Origin of the sequence: Luteococcus sp. H91, from assembly GCF_038433135.1 — a bacterium.
Classification (GTDB): domain Bacteria; phylum Actinomycetota; class Actinomycetes; order Propionibacteriales; family Propionibacteriaceae; genus Luteococcus.
Genome location: NZ_JBCDMV010000023.1, coordinates 1 through 16,721 on the forward strand (window position 1 = coordinate 1; position 16,721 = coordinate 16,721).

General features: G+C 68.5%; 12 protein-coding genes. 6 read left to right on the forward strand and 6 right to left on the reverse strand.

Going from position 1 to position 16,721, the window contains the following annotated elements:
• Window positions 1-138 precede the first annotated feature (138 nt).
• Together AAEX57_RS12145 and AAEX57_RS12150 are read left to right on the forward strand one after the other, a co-directional pair.
• Window positions 139-678: an NUDIX hydrolase gene (locus tag AAEX57_RS12145; RefSeq protein WP_342092527.1), complete on the forward strand. Its 540-nt coding sequence runs from the start codon at window positions 139-141 to the stop codon at window positions 676-678.
• Window positions 679-749: 71 nt separating this feature from the next.
• Window positions 750-2,186 carry an FUSC family protein gene (locus AAEX57_RS12150; protein ID WP_342092528.1) on the forward strand — a complete coding sequence of 479 codons (1,437 nt, stop codon included), beginning with the start codon at window positions 750-752 and terminating at the stop codon, window positions 2,184-2,186.
• Here the strand turns inward: AAEX57_RS12150 and AAEX57_RS12155 are convergent.
• Both AAEX57_RS12155 and AAEX57_RS12160 read right to left on the reverse strand, forming a co-directional pair.
• The gene (locus tag AAEX57_RS12155; RefSeq protein ID WP_342092529.1) at window positions 2,183-2,698 is read right to left on the reverse strand and encodes a GNAT family N-acetyltransferase; all 516 of its coding nucleotides are present in this window, start codon (window positions 2,696-2,698) and stop codon (window positions 2,183-2,185) included. The two genes, AAEX57_RS12150 and AAEX57_RS12155, sit on opposite strands and share 4 nt — an antisense overlap.
• On the reverse strand, window positions 2,698-4,038 hold the full coding sequence (locus AAEX57_RS12160) for an RNA polymerase sigma factor (RefSeq protein WP_446721146.1): 1,341 nt from the start codon (window positions 4,036-4,038) through the stop codon (window positions 2,698-2,700). Before AAEX57_RS12160 ends, AAEX57_RS12155 begins: the two co-directional genes overlap by 1 nt.
• Window positions 4,039-4,231: 193 nt before the next feature.
• Between AAEX57_RS12160 and AAEX57_RS12165 the strand changes: the two genes are divergently transcribed.
• The 3 genes from AAEX57_RS12165 to AAEX57_RS12175 all read left to right on the forward strand — a co-directional run bounded on the left by AAEX57_RS12165 (window position 4,232) and on the right by AAEX57_RS12175 (window position 8,113).
• Window positions 4,232-6,361, forward strand: coding sequence for a S9 family peptidase (locus AAEX57_RS12165; protein ID WP_342092530.1), 2,130 nt, complete (start codon window positions 4,232-4,234; stop codon window positions 6,359-6,361).
• Between the two features lie 158 nt (window positions 6,362-6,519).
• The gene (locus AAEX57_RS12170; protein WP_342092531.1) at window positions 6,520-7,440 is read left to right on the forward strand and encodes a sigma-70 family RNA polymerase sigma factor; all 921 of its coding nucleotides are present in this window, start codon (window positions 6,520-6,522) and stop codon (window positions 7,438-7,440) included.
• Between the two features lie 151 nt (window positions 7,441-7,591).
• A complete protein-coding gene (locus AAEX57_RS12175; RefSeq protein WP_342092532.1) occupies window positions 7,592-8,113 on the forward strand; it encodes a hypothetical protein in 522 nt (173 codons plus the stop codon).
• On the opposite strand, the gene AAEX57_RS12180 is transcribed toward AAEX57_RS12175, so the two are convergent.
• The 3 genes from AAEX57_RS12180 to AAEX57_RS12190 all read right to left on the reverse strand — a co-directional run bounded on the left by AAEX57_RS12180 (window position 8,061) and on the right by AAEX57_RS12190 (window position 11,782).
• Window positions 8,061-9,692, reverse strand: a complete 1,632-nt coding sequence (locus AAEX57_RS12180) for a DUF222 domain-containing protein (RefSeq protein WP_342092533.1) — start codon at window positions 9,690-9,692, stop codon at window positions 8,061-8,063. The genes AAEX57_RS12175 and AAEX57_RS12180 overlap by 53 nt on opposite strands.
• A 214-nt stretch (window positions 9,693-9,906) precedes the next feature.
• On the reverse strand, window positions 9,907-10,764 hold the full coding sequence (locus AAEX57_RS12185; RefSeq protein ID WP_342092534.1) for an acyl-CoA thioesterase: 858 nt from the start codon (window positions 10,762-10,764) through the stop codon (window positions 9,907-9,909).
• 34 nt (window positions 10,765-10,798) lie between these two features.
• A complete protein-coding gene (locus AAEX57_RS12190) occupies window positions 10,799-11,782 on the reverse strand; it encodes a YeiH family protein (protein WP_342092535.1) in 984 nt (327 codons plus the stop codon).
• A gap of 70 nt (window positions 11,783-11,852) precedes the next feature.
• Between AAEX57_RS12190 and AAEX57_RS12195 the strand changes: the two genes are divergently transcribed.
• Window positions 11,853-12,737 carry a LysR family transcriptional regulator gene (locus AAEX57_RS12195; RefSeq protein ID WP_342092537.1) on the forward strand — a complete coding sequence of 295 codons (885 nt, stop codon included), beginning with the start codon at window positions 11,853-11,855 and terminating at the stop codon, window positions 12,735-12,737.
• 4 nt (window positions 12,738-12,741) lie between these two features.
• On the opposite strand, the gene hrpA is transcribed toward AAEX57_RS12195, so the two are convergent.
• Window positions 12,742-16,677 carry an ATP-dependent RNA helicase HrpA gene (gene hrpA, locus AAEX57_RS12200; RefSeq protein ID WP_342092538.1) on the reverse strand — a complete coding sequence of 1,312 codons (3,936 nt, stop codon included), beginning with the start codon at window positions 16,675-16,677 and terminating at the stop codon, window positions 12,742-12,744.
• Window positions 16,678-16,721: the final 44 nt, after the last annotated feature.

The following is a 16,721-nucleotide window of genomic DNA, read 5'->3' on the forward strand; positions in this document are numbered from 1 at the left end:
TACGCTTGTTCACCTGGGAAGTGCTCCTTCAACCACGCTGATACAGACCTAGACAATCGGTATCTTCGCAGGTCAGAGGGCACTTCCCTCCTTCACGTCCAGCCACCCCCGTGAAATCTCCGGGCTAGGCTGGCGGCCATGTGGCCCGTCACCAGCTCGACCGTCGTCTATGAGAACCCGTGGATCCGCGTCCAGGAGGACCAGGTCGTCCGTCCCGACGGTAGCCCCGGGGTCTACGGCGTGATGAGCGTTCGGCACGACGCGGTGATGGTGGTGGCGATGACCGACGACCGTGAGGTGTGGCTGGTCACGGTGGATCGGCACACCGTCGGCGTCTCGGTGGAGGTGCCAGCCGGCGGCAGCGACGGTGAGGATCCGTTGCTGGCGGCGCAGCGTGAACTGGCCGAGGAGACCGGCCTGCGGGCCAGCGAATGGCGCCTGCTGGGCCGGATGGATGCCCTGAATGGGGTCTGCCGGGCCCCCGAACACATCTTCCTGGCAACCGGCCTGTCCCCCGTCGCCGACGGCCTGCTGGAACAGGACGCCGAGGGAATCACGGCCGCGCAGCCGGTGCCGTGGCCCGAGGTGATGCGGATGGTGCGCGCCGGGCGGATCACCGACGCGGAGAGCATCGCCGCCCTCTGCTACGTGGCGCTGGAACTGGGTCTGCTGGGCTGACCTTGGCGCTCAGCTGGTCTCCAGCTTTCGCACAGAATTCTGTCAGACCGCCCTCCTAGACTGGCCGCACGATGCGCCACCAACTCACCCGGATCCTGAACTTCCTCTGGCCGTCCCGCCCGGCGGGCCGTTCGGAGATGTTGGCGCGCCTGCTGCCGGTGATCGGCAACATGGCCCGGCTCGCCGTCGCCTCGGTCCTCGCCTTTGGGCTGACTCGCTGGCTGGTCAGCGGACCGATCGACCTGACCTCTGCCCTGACGGCCCTGCTGGTGATGCAGGCCTCAGCGGCCGGTTCCTTCAAGATGGGCCTGCTCCGCATGGTCTCGGTCAGCTCCGGCGTCGGGATCGCCCTGGTCACCGCCAGCTGGCTGGGCATGCACTGGTGGAGCCTGGGGCTGGTGATCTTCAGTGCCCTGATGCTGGCCCGGATCCTGCACCTGGGCAATGCCTCGCTGGAGATGCCGATCTCCGCCATGCTGATCCTGGGCTCCACCCAGGGCGACATCGCCGCCGAGACCCGGATCATCTCCACCGTGATCGGCGCCGTGGTCGGCATCCTCTTCCCGCTCGTGCTGCCCCCGGCGGTGCCCTTCCGCTCGGCGTCGTCGGCGGTTCGCGGGGTGGCCAGGGCCCAGCAGGAGGTGCTGCACAAGGCCGCGGAAGCCATGGAATCCGGGGCAGTCACCAAGCCGATGGTCTCGCACTGGATCGATCAGGCGCGTCGCGTGACCGAGAAGATCAGCAAGGCGCACAGCCAGGTCACCGAACTCACGGACCTGCGTAAGTTCAACTCCCGTGCCATGGGCCGGGCCGACATCGCCCCCATCCTCACCAGCGGCCTCAACAGCCTGGAGAGCTGTCTGCTGAGCCTGCGCGCGATCTTCCTGCTGATGGAGCGTCATGCCCCCGCCCCAGCACATCCGTCGCGCGGGCTGACCAGCGCCGACGACGAAGGTCTGGACCGGGAGGTGCAGCAGGCCGTGGCCATGATGCTGCGCCGGCTGGGCGACTGCCTGGATGCCTTCGGCACGATGGTGGAGGCCGAGGCCAATGGCAATGAGGAGACGGCGCACCAGGCCTTCGTCACCAACTACCGGGCCCTGCGCGATGCCCGCGCCGAGGTGGCCGAGCTGATCGCCGCCGGGGACAGCCTGGCCGACCAGTGGCTGCTCAGCGGCGGAATCCTGGTGGCGCTCGACCAGGTGCTGCAGCAGTTGGACATCGACGCGCGGGTGCGGGTCCGGGACCGGTGGAAGGCCTCCCAGCTCGGCCGACGACTGGCGGAGGGCCAGATCGGGCCGCGGACCACGCCGGTCGACCGTTTCCGGCATGCCCGGATGCGCGCGCGGTCGCTGCGCCCGCGGCACAATGCCAGCGTCGTCACCGACTTCATGGACGACGACGAGACCACCCAGGTGATCCCCCGGCTGGATGCCGAAACCCTGGCGCGGTTGGAGCAGGAGAAGCGCAAGACCAAGCGGGGGCGGCTGCGCAAGCTGGTGCGTTAGTCGGCGTGCCGAACCATCCGCAGCTCGGTGGCCCCGCCCAGGTCGTCGCTGGCGCGGCTGGCGCCATCCAGCTCGAAGCCATTGCGGCGGTAGAAGGCGATCGCCCGATCATTGCCCTGCAGCACCCACAGGTAGCAGTCCATGTCACCGATGGCCATCTCCAGCAGCCGGTCGGCGGCGCCGGTGCCCTTCACCTCGTCGGTGATGTAGAGCTGGGCCAGCTCCAGGATCTCGGGCGCATCATCCTCCCGGCGAGGGCAGGCATTGGCGACGCCCACCACCCGCTGGTCCCGGGAGTCCAGCAGGATCCAGAACCAGACGTCGTTCTGGCTGGCCATCGCCCAGTCCATCACGCGTCGCTGGATGACTCCCTCATGGGCTCGAGCGGCCACCAGGTCGCCCGGCAGCAGCCCTTGGTAGGACTCCTGCCAGGCCTGGGCCTGGGCGCGCACGGCCCCCTCGAGTTCGACGGGGTGCTCCGCGCGCTTGATCCGGTAAGGAGTCTTCGACATCAGTCGAGGTAGTCCCGCAGCACCTGCGAGCGCGACGGGTGACGCAGCTTGCTCATGGTCTTGGACTCGATCTGGCGGATCCGCTCGCGGGTGACGCCGTAGACCTTGCCGATCTCGTCCAGGGTCTTGGGCTGGCCGTCGGTCAGGCCGAAGCGCATGCTGACCACGCCGGCCTCACGCTCGGACAGGGTGTCCAGGACGTCGTGCAGCTGCTCCTGCAGCAGGGTGAAGTTGACCGCGTCGGCCGGGACGATCGCCTCGGAGTCCTCGATCAGGTCGCCGAACTCGGAGTCGCCGTCCTCGCCCAGCGGGGTGTGCAGGGAGATCGGCTCGCGGCCGTACTTCTGCACCTCGACGACCTTCTCCGGGGTCATGTCGAGTTCCTTGGCCAGCTCCTCCGGGGTGGGTTCGCGGCCGAGGTCCTGCAGCATCTGGCGCTGGACGCGGGCCAGCTTGTTGATGACCTCCACCATGTGCACGGGGATGCGGATGGTGCGGGCCTGGTCGGCCATGGCGCGGGTGATGGCCTGCTTGATCCACCAGGTGGCGTAGGTCGAGAACTTGTAGCCCTTGGTGTAGTCGAACTTCTCGACCGCACGGATCAGGCCCAGGTTGCCCTCCTGGATCAGGTCCAGGAAGAGCATGCCGCGGCCGGTGTAGCGCTTGGCCAGGCTGACGACCAGTCGCAGGTTGGCCTCCAAGAGGTGGTTCTTGGCGCGCTTGCCGTCCTCGGCGATCCACTCGAAGTCGTCCTGGTCGGCGGCCTTGACCTTGATTGCCGGGTCGTTCAGCTGCTCCTCGGCGAACAGGCCGGCCTCGATCCGCTTGGCCAGTTCCACCTCCATCTCGGCATTCAGCAGCGCGACCTTGCCGATCTGCTTCAGGTAGTCCTTGACGGGGTCGGCGGTGGCGCCCGCCACCATCACCTGCTGCTCGGGTTCGTCGGTGTCGTCGGCGTCGGAGACGACGAAGCCCTGCGATTCCTCGACGAGTTCCTTCTCTTCCTTGGCGGTCTCCTCCGGCTTGAACTCCGCCTCGTCGACGTCGTCGAGGGTGCGCTTCTTGCCGCCGACGGTGAGCACGACGTCGTCGCCCTCACGCTTGACCACGACCTCCAGGTTCTCGCCCTCGACGGCTCCGCCGATGGTGACGATCTCCTCGTCTGCGGCCGTCTTCTTCGCTGCGGCCTTGGTGGCACGCTTGGCCGGGGTCTTCTTCGCCGCGTTCTTGGCCGCGGTGGTCTTGGCCGCGGTCTTGCGCGCAGCGGTCTTCTTGGCGACGGCCGGGGCCTCGACGTTCTCGTCGGTCTCGGGCGTCTTCTTGGAAGAGGTGGGCGTCAAGGAAGGATCCTCTCGGGAGTCCGGGTGTTCGTCCCAACCGCAACGGCGGGCAAGGACGGGTCATGCAGATGGCTTCACTTATTTCAGGGCGTGGTCAAGCCGGTGAAAGTCAAGAGCACTCCCGCAGTCATTCTGGCACGCCCCGGGCCACTTCCCAAACGGGTGCGGCACCGCGGCGCACTAGGCTGGCGGCATGTCGACCACAGCACCGAGGCCTCCCGTCGCAGCCAAGCAGCCGATCACCCGCAGTTTCCACGGCGATGACGTCGTCGACGACTACGAATGGTTGCGGGACAAGACCGATCCCGCGGTGATCGCCCACCTCGAGGCCGAGAATGCCTACGCCGACGCCCTGACCGCCCCGCTGGAGCGCCTGCGGCAGGAGATCTTCGACGACATCTCCGCCCGCACCCAGCAAAGTGACCTGTCGGTGCCCGCGCACGTCACTCACGTCGATGACGACGGGGAACAGGGCTGGTGGTACTACGCCCGCACCGTGGAGGGCAAGGACTACCCGATCCACTGCCGGGTGGCGGACCTGAGCGGTACCCGGCCCGACCTGAGCGGCGAGGTTCCCGGTGAACAGGTGTTGCTCGACGGCAATATCGAGGCCGAGGGGCACGACTTCTTCTCCTTGGGCGGGTTCAGTGTCTCCCCCAATGGCCGGCTGCTGGCCTGGTCGGTGGATCATGCCGGTGACGAGCGCTTCTCCTCCTACATCCGGGATCTGGATTCGGGGCAGGACTTCGGCCCGATCCACACCGACCTGTCGCACGGGCTGTGCTGGGCAGGAGACCAGCACGTCGTCTATTCGCTGGTGGACGAGGCCTGGCGCCCCTTCCAGGTCTGGCGCCACCAGTTGCAGACCAACACCGATGACGACGTGCTGCTGCTGCAGGAGGACGACGAGCGCTTCTGGCTGGGCGTCGACGAATCCCGGGACCGCAGCCACCTGGTCTTCATGGCCGGTTCCAAGCTGACCAGCGAGTGTTGGCTGCTGCCCACCGATGACCTGGCGGGCACCCCCACCTCCGTCGCCGGGCGGCAGGAGAATGTCGAGTACCAGGTGGAACTGGCCGGTGACCAGGTGCTGGTGCTGCACAACCGGGACTGTGAGGACTACTGCCTGGCCGCGGCACCGCTGCACTCCCCCGGCGCCGAGCACTGGACCACCGTCGTTCCCGGCAAGCCCGGGATGCGACTGGACAGCGTCGAGGCCTACGCCACGCACGTGGTGCTCAGCGGGCGGCGCGACGGCCTGAGCACCGTCGCCGTGCTGGAACGCAAGGCCGACGGCTTCGGCGAGCCCCGCTGGGTGGCCTTCGACGAGGTGCTGCACGACGTTCAGTCCTACAGCGAACCCGACTGGGCCAGCAGCACGGTGCGGCTGCAGTACACCTCCCTGGTCACCCCGGCCAGCGTGCTCGAACTGGATCTGGCCAGCGGGAAGACCAGCCTGCTGCGCCGCACCCCGGTGTTGGACCACCCCGTCCACGGCGCCTACGACCCGGACGACTATGTGCAGGAGAGGCTGTGGGCTACCGCCGAGGACGGCACCCGGATCCCGATCAGCCTGGTGCACCGCAAGGACGTCGTCGCCGACGGCAGCGCGCCGTGCCTGCTCTACGGCTACGGCTCCTACGAGGTGTGCATCCCGCCGAGCTTCTCGATCGCCCGGCTGAGCCTGCTGCAGCGCGGCATCGTCTTCGCGATCGCACACGTCCGCGGCGGCGGGGAGATGGGCCGGGCCTGGTACGAGCAGGGCAAGCAGCTGACCAAGCCCAACACCTTCAGCGACTTCGTCGCCTGCGGCCGGCATCTGGTGGAGACCGGGTGGACGACGCCGGACCGGCTGGCTGCCCGCGGCCGCAGCGCCGGCGGGCTGCTGATGGGTGCGGTGACCAACCTGGCCCCGGACCTCTTCCGGGCGGTGCACGCCGGGGTGCCCTTCGTCGACGCCCTGACCAGCATCCTCAAGCCGGAGCTGCCGCTGACCGTGGTTGAGTGGGAGGAATGGGGCAATCCGATCGAGGATCCCGAGGTCTACGCCTGCATGAAGGGCTACACCCCGTACGAGAACATCCGCCCCGGCTGCTACCCGGCGATCCTGGCCACCACCAGCCTGAACGACACCCGGGTGCTGTTCACCGAACCCGCCAAGTGGGTGGCCAAGTTGCGCGAGACCGTCGCGAGCGACCCGCAGCGCCCGATCCTGCTCAAGACCGAGATGGTGGCCGGGCACGGTGGCGTCAGCGGCCGCTACGGCTCCTGGCGCGAGGAGGCCTTCGAGCTGGCGTGGATCATCAGCCAGATCACGGGGTGACCCCTCAGGGAAAACCCTGAGCTGAGCGGGCGGGAACTACCCCCTGGGTATGGTCTTGTCCGCTCAGAGCGTGATTTGGCTGATCATGGGCACTTTCGTGGATCGTTTCGGGAACCTTGTGCGTTGTCAGGGGTGAGAAACGGTGAAAGGTGACCCAGATGGACACACGAACGCGAGTGCGCAGCAGCGAGGGCATCGACGGCAAGGATTCCGTCGGCCTCTATCTCGAGACCATCGCCCGCACTCCCCTGCTCACTGCCGAGGATGAGGTGCAGCTGGCCCGCACCATCGAGTTGGGGCTGTACGCCAAGGCGCTGCTCGACGGTGAGCTGAAGACCCGCAAGAAGGTCTCCACCGACGAGCTGCAGCAGATGGTCGACGAGGGCGAGGCCGCGATGCAGCGCTTCGTGCAGGCCAACCTGCGACTGGTGGTCTCCGTCGCCCGCAAGTTCGGCCGGGCGCAGATGCCGCTGCTGGATCTGGTGCAGGAGGGCAACACCGGCCTGATCCGCGCGGTCGAGAAGTTCGACTACACCAAGGGTTTCAAGTTCTCCACCTACGCCACGTGGTGGGTGCGCCAGGCGATCAGCCGCGGCATCGCCCAGCAGGGCCGGATCGTGCGGCTCCCGGTCCACGTCGCCGAGCAGGTCAACCAGGTCAATGCGGTGCGCCGCAACCTGGAGCGCCAGCTGGGCCGTGAGCCGGAGGTGGCCGAGATCGCCGAGGAGCTGGCGCTGGAGGAGGATCGGGTGGTTGACCTGATCCGTTACAGCCGCGAGCACATCTCCCTGGATGCCCCCGTCGAGGAGTCCGGCGACACCTCCCTGGGTGACCTGATCGCTCGCGAGACCGCCCCCGGCCCCGACGAGATGGTGCTGGATGCCGAGGACCGTCAGGCGCTCGACGACATGCTGGACGGGCTGGACGAGCGCTCCGCCGACGTGGTCCGTCGCCGCTACGGCCTCTCCGACGGTCGCCAGGCCAAGCTGGCCGACATCGGCGCCGTCTGGGGCATCACCGCCGAACGCGTTCGCCAGATCGAGCGCAATGCGCTCGCCCAGCTGCGGGAAGCCGCCTGACACCCGGTTCCTGTCGAGGGAACCTTCCGCCACCCGCGCCCGCCGCTCACCCCTCGGGGGTGGGCGGCGGGTGTGGTTCTGGGCCCGTGGTCAGATCCGGTTGCCCCCGCGCCCGCGCTACGGTCGAAATTAAGCAACGGAAGGTGATGGTATGACAGCTCAATCGACCCCGTTCACCCGCCGCATCTGTGTCTCGGGCTTCGCGGCCACGGTGGCCGTCACCGCACTGTCGGTGACGCAGAACCTGGTGCTCAATCCACTGGCCAGCGCGCCCGGACGCAGCCTGGCGCAGATCCGGGCCGACGTCGCCGCGGCCGGGGAATCGCTGGATGCGCCGCTGGTGCTGGGGATCGCCGCGCTCTACCTGGTGGCGGGGGTGGTCATGCTGGCCGAACACCTGCGTCGACCGCGGCCCAGCTGGCGCTCCCCCGCCAGCGCCTTCCTGCTCCTGCTGGCCTTTGCCGCCCCGATGCACTGGTTCACTTCCTTCGGCCCCGGCATCGCGCTGGCCGACACCTACCAGATCAGCGGCGCGACGCATTCCCCGTGGGGTTGGCCGGTCTACCTGATCAGCCTGGCGTCGTTGGCCGGGCTCATCGTCCTGGTCCCGGCCCGTACCTTCAGACCGCCGCCGGGCTCGGTTGAGCCGCTTCGTCCTGCCGACTCCAGATAGGTGTGTCGGGGCGGCCGAGGTCCAGGGTGCGGCTCGGCGTGCGCAGGTAGCGATAGCCAAGAGGGGTCTGCCACAGGAAGATCCCCGGCAGGGGCTGGTACAGGCGCCAACCGAAGTGGGTCTTGGCTCGATGAGCCAGGCGGGACAGCGGGCCGAGGTTGTCCGGATGAGTCTGTCCAGTCGCCTTGGTTGGTGGGGAGGCCTCGACGGGCTCGGCCATCGTGGTGGGTTCGGGTGGGCGAGCACCGGGTGACTCGACGGGCTCGGCCGCCGTGGTGGGGTTGGGCGGGCTCGCGCAGGGCGCCTCGACAGGCTCGGCCACCGTGGTCACCTCATCGCCCGACGCAACCCCCGTTCCCCGAGCCTGTCGAGGGGCCTTCATCCGAGGCTGCCACGCAATGGTGTGGTCCAAATCAAGTCCTGGGGAGGTACGGGTGGACCAGGGGAACACCTCCCACGGGTTGCGCAAGATCACCGCTTCGCGCATCGTGGGCGGGCACTCATATGAATCGCTGGGGACTTGGTGGTTCTGGTCGATCACCGGGCGCACCGTGAACCGATGATGACCGAACACGTCGGGCAACCACCCGGCCAGCAAGGGGTTCAGCTTGTCACACCGCACCAGACCCTCACCCGTCGCGAGCGTGGTGTCGCTCAGGTGGACGACGAGCTGGGCCTTCGGAAGTAACTGGTCGGGGTCGACGGTGATGGTGCCGCAGACATGCCCTGCCTGACCGTTGCGGGCACACACCTTGTCGAACTCATCCCCGACGGGGAGCTGGTCGAGCAGGTCGGCCTGCAGGAGTTGGGTGGCAAGGGGCGGGTTGGCAAGAATCCCCACAGCCCGGGCACGCAACGCATCACGGGTCCCGCGGGTACCGCCGGTCTCCAGAATGGTGGCGATCCGGTCGAGCTGGGCATCCAGCAGGATCGCATCCGCCGCGTCCACCACCGCCATCACGTCGGCGACACCGTGGTCGGACTGCGCCACCCACACACCCCGCGCCTCCAACGCATCCCGTCGACGCTGGTCGGCCTGCTCGGCGTCGAGCTGGCGCAGCACCACGGCGGCGGTCAGCTTCTTCACCTGCCGGAAACTCATCCCGACGATCTGCCGGGACAACTCCAGATCCACCAACCCCGCATGCTGGGCGTCCAACTCGTGGGTGGCCTGCGCGATGTGGCGGGCCTGGTAGACCGGCACCTCCAAGCCCTGCACCAACCCCCACAACTCCGGCAGGCGATGCCGACAGTCCAACGCGGCGGCAATCAGCTGGTGCGCTTCCTCGGGCCGGACATGGAGGTCCGCCGCGAGTTCCAGCACGCAGCCCTCAGCCACCTCCGGGGTACCGTCCGACCCAATCGACACCAGGCGTTCCCGCCCCGGCAGCGGGGGTTCAGACAGCGCGGGCTCGGCGGCCTCCACGCCGGAGTACAGATCAGCCAGGTGGGCGATCAACCGGAACTCCCGCGCCTCGGACTCCCGGCGCACGTGCCGTTCGGCGCGCAGGGCTTCGATCGTCGCCACGGCATTCTGGGGCAGGTCGGCACCCGGCTGTGATGCGTGTGTGGTGCTCATGGTGACCTCCCCCGAGGCTCGTCGTTGAACTGTTCTAATCCTACCCCGCACAGCCCTTCACAACAAGGACTTATCGTGATTGTTTTTCGAACCTGAACTGGGCACAATCCGCCATGGAACCAGTCAAACAGACACCTCAGACATTTCTTGGGGCCACTCTGAGAGGAGGCCTCGACAGGCTCGGCCAGCGTGGTTGCGTCGGACGCCGGTCAACTCACTCGACGACCCGGATCATGCCTTCCTGGCTGCAGGAGGCCACCAGCGCATTGCCCTGCACCAGCCGACCGGTGGAGAAGCCCAGGGCATTGCTGGCCGACGGGGAGACCTGGTCGTAGAGCATCCACTCGTCGGCGCGGACCGGGCGATGAAACCACATGGCGTGGTCGATCGACGCGATGTTCATCTTGGGCGAGACGAAGGCCACCGGGTGAGGGACTGTGGAGACACTGAGCAAGGTGATGTCGCTCAGGTAGGCCAGGATCGCCTGGTGCAGCCGCTGGTCAGCGGGCAGGGCGCTGGTGGTGCGCACCCAGACCCGCATGTGCGCCTGATGTGCGCCGGGCTGGATCAGCTTGGACTGGCCGGAATCGCCGGCGAAGCGCACGTCCAGCGCATCCCATTCGCTGAAGACCTTGGCCGAAACCCCCAGCCGTTCGCGCATCAGCTCGGCCAGCGACGGGCAGTCCTCCGGTGCGGGCACGCCCTGCGGCATCGGATCGGAGTGGTCCAGACCACCCTCCTGCACATGGAAGTTGGCATTCATCGTGAAGATCGACGTCCCACCCTGCCGGGCCACGATCCGACGGGAGCTGAAGCTGCCGCCGTCGCGCACGCTCTCCACGTCGTAGATGATCGGCTTGTCGATGGCGCCGCCGCGCAGGAAGTAGGCGTGCAGCGAGTGACACATCCGGTCTTCCGCCACCGTTCCATAGGCAGCCATCAGCGACTGGGCCAGCACCTGCCCGCCATAGGTGCGCTGCAGCATGGTCTGGGGCTGGTGACCCCGGTAGAGGCCGATCTCGATCTCTTCGAGTTCCAGCAGGTTGACGAGTTCTTCGGTGGTCTGTGGCACCCGCCCAGTTTTCCACCTTTTGCACGGTGCCGCGTCAGCTGACCAGGGTCACACCACCCAGGGCGATGCTGCCCACCAGGATAGTGCTCAACAGCCCCAGCAGGAAGGGCTTGGGCCCGACGTGGATCAGGCTCTTCACCTTCACCCCGAGCCCCAGCGCGAACATCGCGGCGGCCAGCAGGGCGGTCTGGATGGTCTTGATCATCGGCAGCCAGGCGTGCGGCACGACGTCCAGCGAACGCAGCACCACCATGGCGACGAAGCCGGCGACGAAGAGCGGCACGATCGGCGGGCGCTTGCCGTCGTCGCGCGTGGGCTGGGAGCGCCGGACCCACCAGCCGATCGCCACGGCCACGGGTGCCAGCATCAGCACACGCGCCAGCTTCACCACGACGGCCACCTTCAGCGCAGCCGGTCCCAGTGCGGCACCGGCGGCCACCACCTGCGCCACCTCGTGGATGGAGCCACCGGCCCACAGCCCGGAGGCCACCTCCCCCAGCCCGAAGAGCTTGGCCAGCACCGGCACGATCGGGATCATCAGGGTGCCGTAGAGCACCACCAGGGCGATCGCGGTGGCCACCTCGTCCTCGTCGGCGTCGACGACGGAGTTCACACCCGCAACCGCCGCCGCACCGCAGATCGAGAAGCCCGACGAGATCAGCAGGCACTGGTTGTGGGCCAGCCCCAGCGCCCGGCCGATCGCCATGCTGCCCAGGATGCCGCCAGTCACCACGGCCACGATCACCAGCACCATGCCCGCCCCCAGCCTGGCGATGTCGCCGAGGACCAGTTGCAGGCCGAGCAGCACGATGCCGATTCGCAACACTCGCTTGGAGCTGCAGGCAACGCCGGGCACCAGCGCCGGCGCGATGCTGAAGATGTTGGTGTAGACCACCCCCAGCAGGATCGCGACTAACAGGGCGCTCAGCGTGGGGACGGCGCGGTTGACCAGCACCGCAAGGGCAGCGCCGGCGGCGCAGAAGAGCAGGCCGGGAAGGAGGTGACGCAGTGGTTTCACTTGATCCATCCTTTCCCCACCAGCGGTGATGCGGAAGACCGAGTGCGACATGGGGTCATATCATGCAGGCATGACCGATTGGCCGGAGCTGGGCACGCTCGAACTGCTGGTGACCACCGGGCGCACCGGCAGCCTGACCGCCGCCGCCCGCCAGCTGGGGATCGCCCAGCCCAATGCCAGCCGCTCCATCGCGCGGCTGGAACGACGGGTCGGCGCCACGCTGCTGGTCCGCACCCACCGCGGCTCGACGCTGTCCGCCGTCGGCGCCCAACTGGCGGAACTGGCCGAACCGCTGCTGGCGCAGGCCGGGGCCTTCACCGACGGCGTCGCCGCGTTGACCACCGAACATGGAAGCCGGATGGAATTTGCCGCCAGCCAGACCATTGCCGAATACCTGGCCCCGGTCTGGCTGGCGCGGCTGCACAGGGGAGATCCGGCGGCCGGCTGGCACATGCGGGTGACCAATTCCAGCACCGTGACGGCATTGGTGCTGACCCGGCAGGTGCCGGTGGGCTTCATCGAGACCCCGGACCTGCCGTCGGGGATCACCAGCCGTACGGTGCACACCGACCGGCTGTGCGTGGTGGTGGACCCGCAGCACCCCTGGGCCCGACGCCATCGCCCCTTGTCGCTGGGTGAGCTGGCCCACACCTCCCTGGTGGTGCGCGAGCTGGGCTCCGGCACCCGGGAGACCCTGGACGCCGCGATGACGGGACTGCCGGTCGCCGCCCCGACGCTGGTGCTGAGCAGCAATACCGCGGTGCTGGGCGCCTGTGCCGCAGGTGCCGGGCCGGCGGTGCTCAGCGAGCTGGCGGTTGGCGCCGCGGTGCAGCAGGGCCGGGTGGCGCTGGTGGAACTGGCCGAGCCCGACGTGCTGACCCGGCAACTGCGGGCCATCTGGCTGGGGCGTAGCCCCGACCCGCTGGCCCGGGAGCTGATCCGGGTGGCCGGCTGATCTTTCAGCCCACGTCCTGGATCGCCTTGCGGATCCGCTTGGGAGAGACGGTGACGGCGGTGCGCAGGTGCTGCGCGAACTGCTGCACCCGCAACTCCTCAATCAGGAAGCCGATCTCCTCCACCGCCGCGGACAGCGGGCCGGGCGGTTGCGCGGTGCACAGCTCGGCATACTCGGCCTCCAGCTCATCCACCAGCGCCGCCCCCTGCCGGTCGCGCGCCGGGCTGGCAGCCGCAGCAGCGAGCCGGACGGTGATGCCCTTCACATAGCGCGGCAGGTGCCCGTACCACGGGTCCGGCGTGGCGCTGATGAAGTTGGTGAAGACCAGGTTCTCCAGCTGGGCGGTGACGTCGTCGCGCACGTCGCCTGCGGGGAAGGAGGCGATCGCCAGCCGGGCGTCGGTGGCATTGCGCAGGGTCTCGGCCGCCGTGGCGGTCACCGTGCGCATCGCGTCGGCCTGCTCCTGCCGGACGAACAGCGCCAGCCGCTCGTAGGTCTCGGCGTCGCGGACATCGTCCAGCCTGGTGCCGTTCTCCGCGGCCCAGCGACGGGCGAGTTGTTCGGCCGTCTTCAGCCGGGCGTCGGCCAGCAACGCCGGGACGCTGGCATAGGGCGAATTGCCCAGCGACAGCTTGTCGGCATTGGTCAGGTGGCTGACCACCCACTTGGTGGGGTCGGGAAGGGTGAGCACCAGCAACCGGCGCAGGCCCCGGGCGTGCGACTGGCTGGCGCGGGCGCGGGTGTCCAGCACCACGACCCCGACGCTGGCTCCCTCGTCCTTCAGCGCCGGGTAACCGACCGCCCGGGTGCCGTTCTTCTCCACGCTCAGGCTGGCATCGATCGGCCCCATGCTCCAGCTGGTCGCGCCGGTGATCGCCTTCTTCGCCGAGGCCTTGGTCAAGGTCTGGCTGACCTTGCGCGCCAGATCCTGCCGTAGCTCCGCAAAGTCCTTGCTGCGCCGCGTTTCCCGGCCATTCTCGGTGATCCGGAAGGCCACCCGCAGGTGCTCGGGCACCGCCTCGGGCTTCCACTGGCCAGGCTCCACCGTCACCGACGTGAGCTGGCGCAGCGCCCGGCCCAGTTCGTCGCAGAAGCGACGGGAGTGGTCCGGCCCCTCACCCACCTTGGCCATCTCGTCCAGCCAGCCCAGCGCTGCCCGGGCATGGTTGGGGGCGGGCACGAAGTTGGTGCGCACCTGCTTGGGCAGGGCCCGGATCAGCTCGGTGGCCAGCTCCTCCCGCAGTCCCGGCACCTGCCAGCTGAAGGGTTCGGCACTGACCTGGTTGAGCTGGGCCAGCGGGATGGCCACCGAGACACCGTCGTGGCCGCTTCCCGGGTCGAAGACATAGTCGATCTCGAGGTCCAGCTCGCCCCCGGCCCGGGATGAGACCGTCCAGTGGTCGGGGAAGTCACCGGCATCCACCTGTTCTGCCTGCGGTGCCAGCAGGTCGTCCAGCCCCATCTCCAGCAGCCGCTTGTCCGGCTGGCGGCGCAGCCAGGCGTCGAAGTGGTTGACGCTGACGATGTCGGCGGGGATCCGGGCGGCATAGAAGTCGAAGATCTGCTGGTCGTCGACGGTGATGTCGCGCCGACGGCTGCGTTCCTCCAGCTCCTCGGCCTGCTCGCGCACCGTGCGGTTGTGGTGGAAGAAGTGGTGCCGGGTGCGCCACTGGCCCTCCACCAATGCGGAGCGGATGAAGATCTCCCGGGCCACCACCGGATCGATCCGGGCATAGCTGACCGGCCGTTCCGCGACGATCGGCACGCCGTACAGCGCGGCCTTCTCATAGGCCACCACCGAGCCGGAATTGCTGGACCAGTGCGGCCCGGAATAGCTGCGCTTCAACAGCTCCCCGGCCACCTCCTCCACCTGCTCGGCGGTGATGGCGGCGACGGTGCGAGCCCACAACCGGCTGGTCTCCACCAGCTCGACGGCCATCACCAGCGGCGGCGGGTTCTTGGCCAGCGCCGATCCGGGCTGGATCGCGAACCGGGCGCCGCGCGCCCCCAGGTATTCCCGCGGGCCGGGGCGACGACGCTTGCCGGTGCGATCCTTCTTCGGCTGGTCCTGCTCCCGCAGATCCGCCAGCCCGACGTGCCCCAGCAGGCCGCTGAGCACCGCGGTGAGCACCTTGTCATCCGGGGCCGGAGCGTGGTTGCGCTCCAGCCCGATCTCCTTGGAGATGTCGCGCAGCTGGGTGTGCAGGTCCTCCCATTCGCGCACCCGGAGGAAGTTTATGAATTCGTCGCGGCACAACCGACGAAAGGCATTGCCGGACAGCTGCTTGCGCTGGTCGCGCAGGTAATTCCAGAGCCGGAGCATGGCGATCAGGTCGCCACCAGAGTCCGGCTCCCCCCCGCTACTGGCGACTCGCTCCGCGGCGCGGGTATGCGCGGTATGGCGGGCGGGTGCGTTCTGCTCCCTCGACGGGTTCGAGGATGGCTCCTCGGGCATCGTCGGGGTCCAGAAGCGACGGTGCAACTGGTCGGCCTGTTCCCGCTTCTCGGCCGGGCGTTCCCGGACGTCGGGAATGGCCAGGCCGGCCACCAGCACCTGCACCTCGCGGACGCAGCCCTGGTTCTCGGCCTCCAGCAGCATCCGGCCCAGCCGCGGATCCAGCGGGATCCGGGCCAGCCGGTGGCCGATCCTGGTGAGCTTCGGGTGGGAATGGCTGCCGGGCTTGAGCGCACCCAGCTCGTCGAGCAGCCGCAGGCCGTCGGTGATCTGTCCGCGGTCCGGGGCCTCGACGAAGGGGAAGGAACCGATGTCGCCCAACCCGGCCTCGGCCATCTGCAGGATCACGCTGGCCAGGTTGGTGCGCAGGATCTCCGGCTCGGTGAACTCCGGGCGGGTGCGGAAGTCGTCCTCGCTGTACAGGCGGATCGCGATGCCGGGGGCGACGCGGCCACACCGACCCGCGCGCTGGTTGGCCGATGCCTGGCTGACCGGCTCGATCGGCAGCCGCTGCACCTTGGTCCGCGCCGAATAGCGACTGATCCGGGCGGTTCCCGGGTCAACCACGTAACGGATCCCGGGTACGGTGATGGATGTCTCGGCCACATTGGTGGCCAGCACCACCCGGCGCCCGCTGTGGGCGGTGAAGACCCGGTGCTGCTCGGCGGAGCTGAGCCGGGCATAGAGCGGCAGCACCTCGGTGTCCGGAAGTTTCAGGCCGTTGACGGCCTCGGCGGCGTCGCGGATCTCCCGCTCCCCGGAGAGGAAGACCAGGATGTCGCCCAGCCCCTCCCGGCTCAGTTCGGTGACGGCCTTGCAGATGCCGTCGATCTGGTCGCCGGAATCGGCGTCCTTCCCCTCGGCCACCAGCGGCCGGTAGCGCATCTCCACCGGATAGGTGCGGCCGCTGACCTCGATCACCGGGGCGGGGTTGCCGGCCTTGTCGCAGAAGTGTTCGGCAAACCGGGCGGTGTCGATGGTGGCGGAGGTGACGATCACCTTCAGCTCCGGCCGCTTGGGCAGCAGCTGCTTGAGGTAGCCCAGCAGGAAGTCGATGTTCAGGCTGCGCTCGTGCGCCTCGTCGATGATGATCGTGTCGTATCGCTTGAGATCCCGGTCATGGGTGATCTCGGCCAGCAACACGCCGTCGGTCATCACCTTCACCTTGGTGTCCTTGCCCGCCTTGCGGGTGAACCGCACCTGGTAACCCACCAATTCGCCCAGCGGGGTGTCACATTCCTCGGCGATCCGCTCGGCCACCGTGCGGGCCGCGATCCGGCGGGGCTGGGTGTGGGCAATCCGGCCGCGCCCCAACCGCAGGCAGATCTTGGGGATCTGGGTGGTCTTGCCCGAGCCGGTCTCACCGGCGACCACCACCACCTGGTGGTCACGGATCAGGTCGGCGATCTCGTCGGCGTGCTCAGCGATCGGCAGCGACGGGTCGAAGTGCAGACGGGGCTGCGGTACGGAAGGCGCTTGTGTCATGACCGAACCAGCCTAGAGCCCCGGGCAAGCCATTTCCTTCGGTG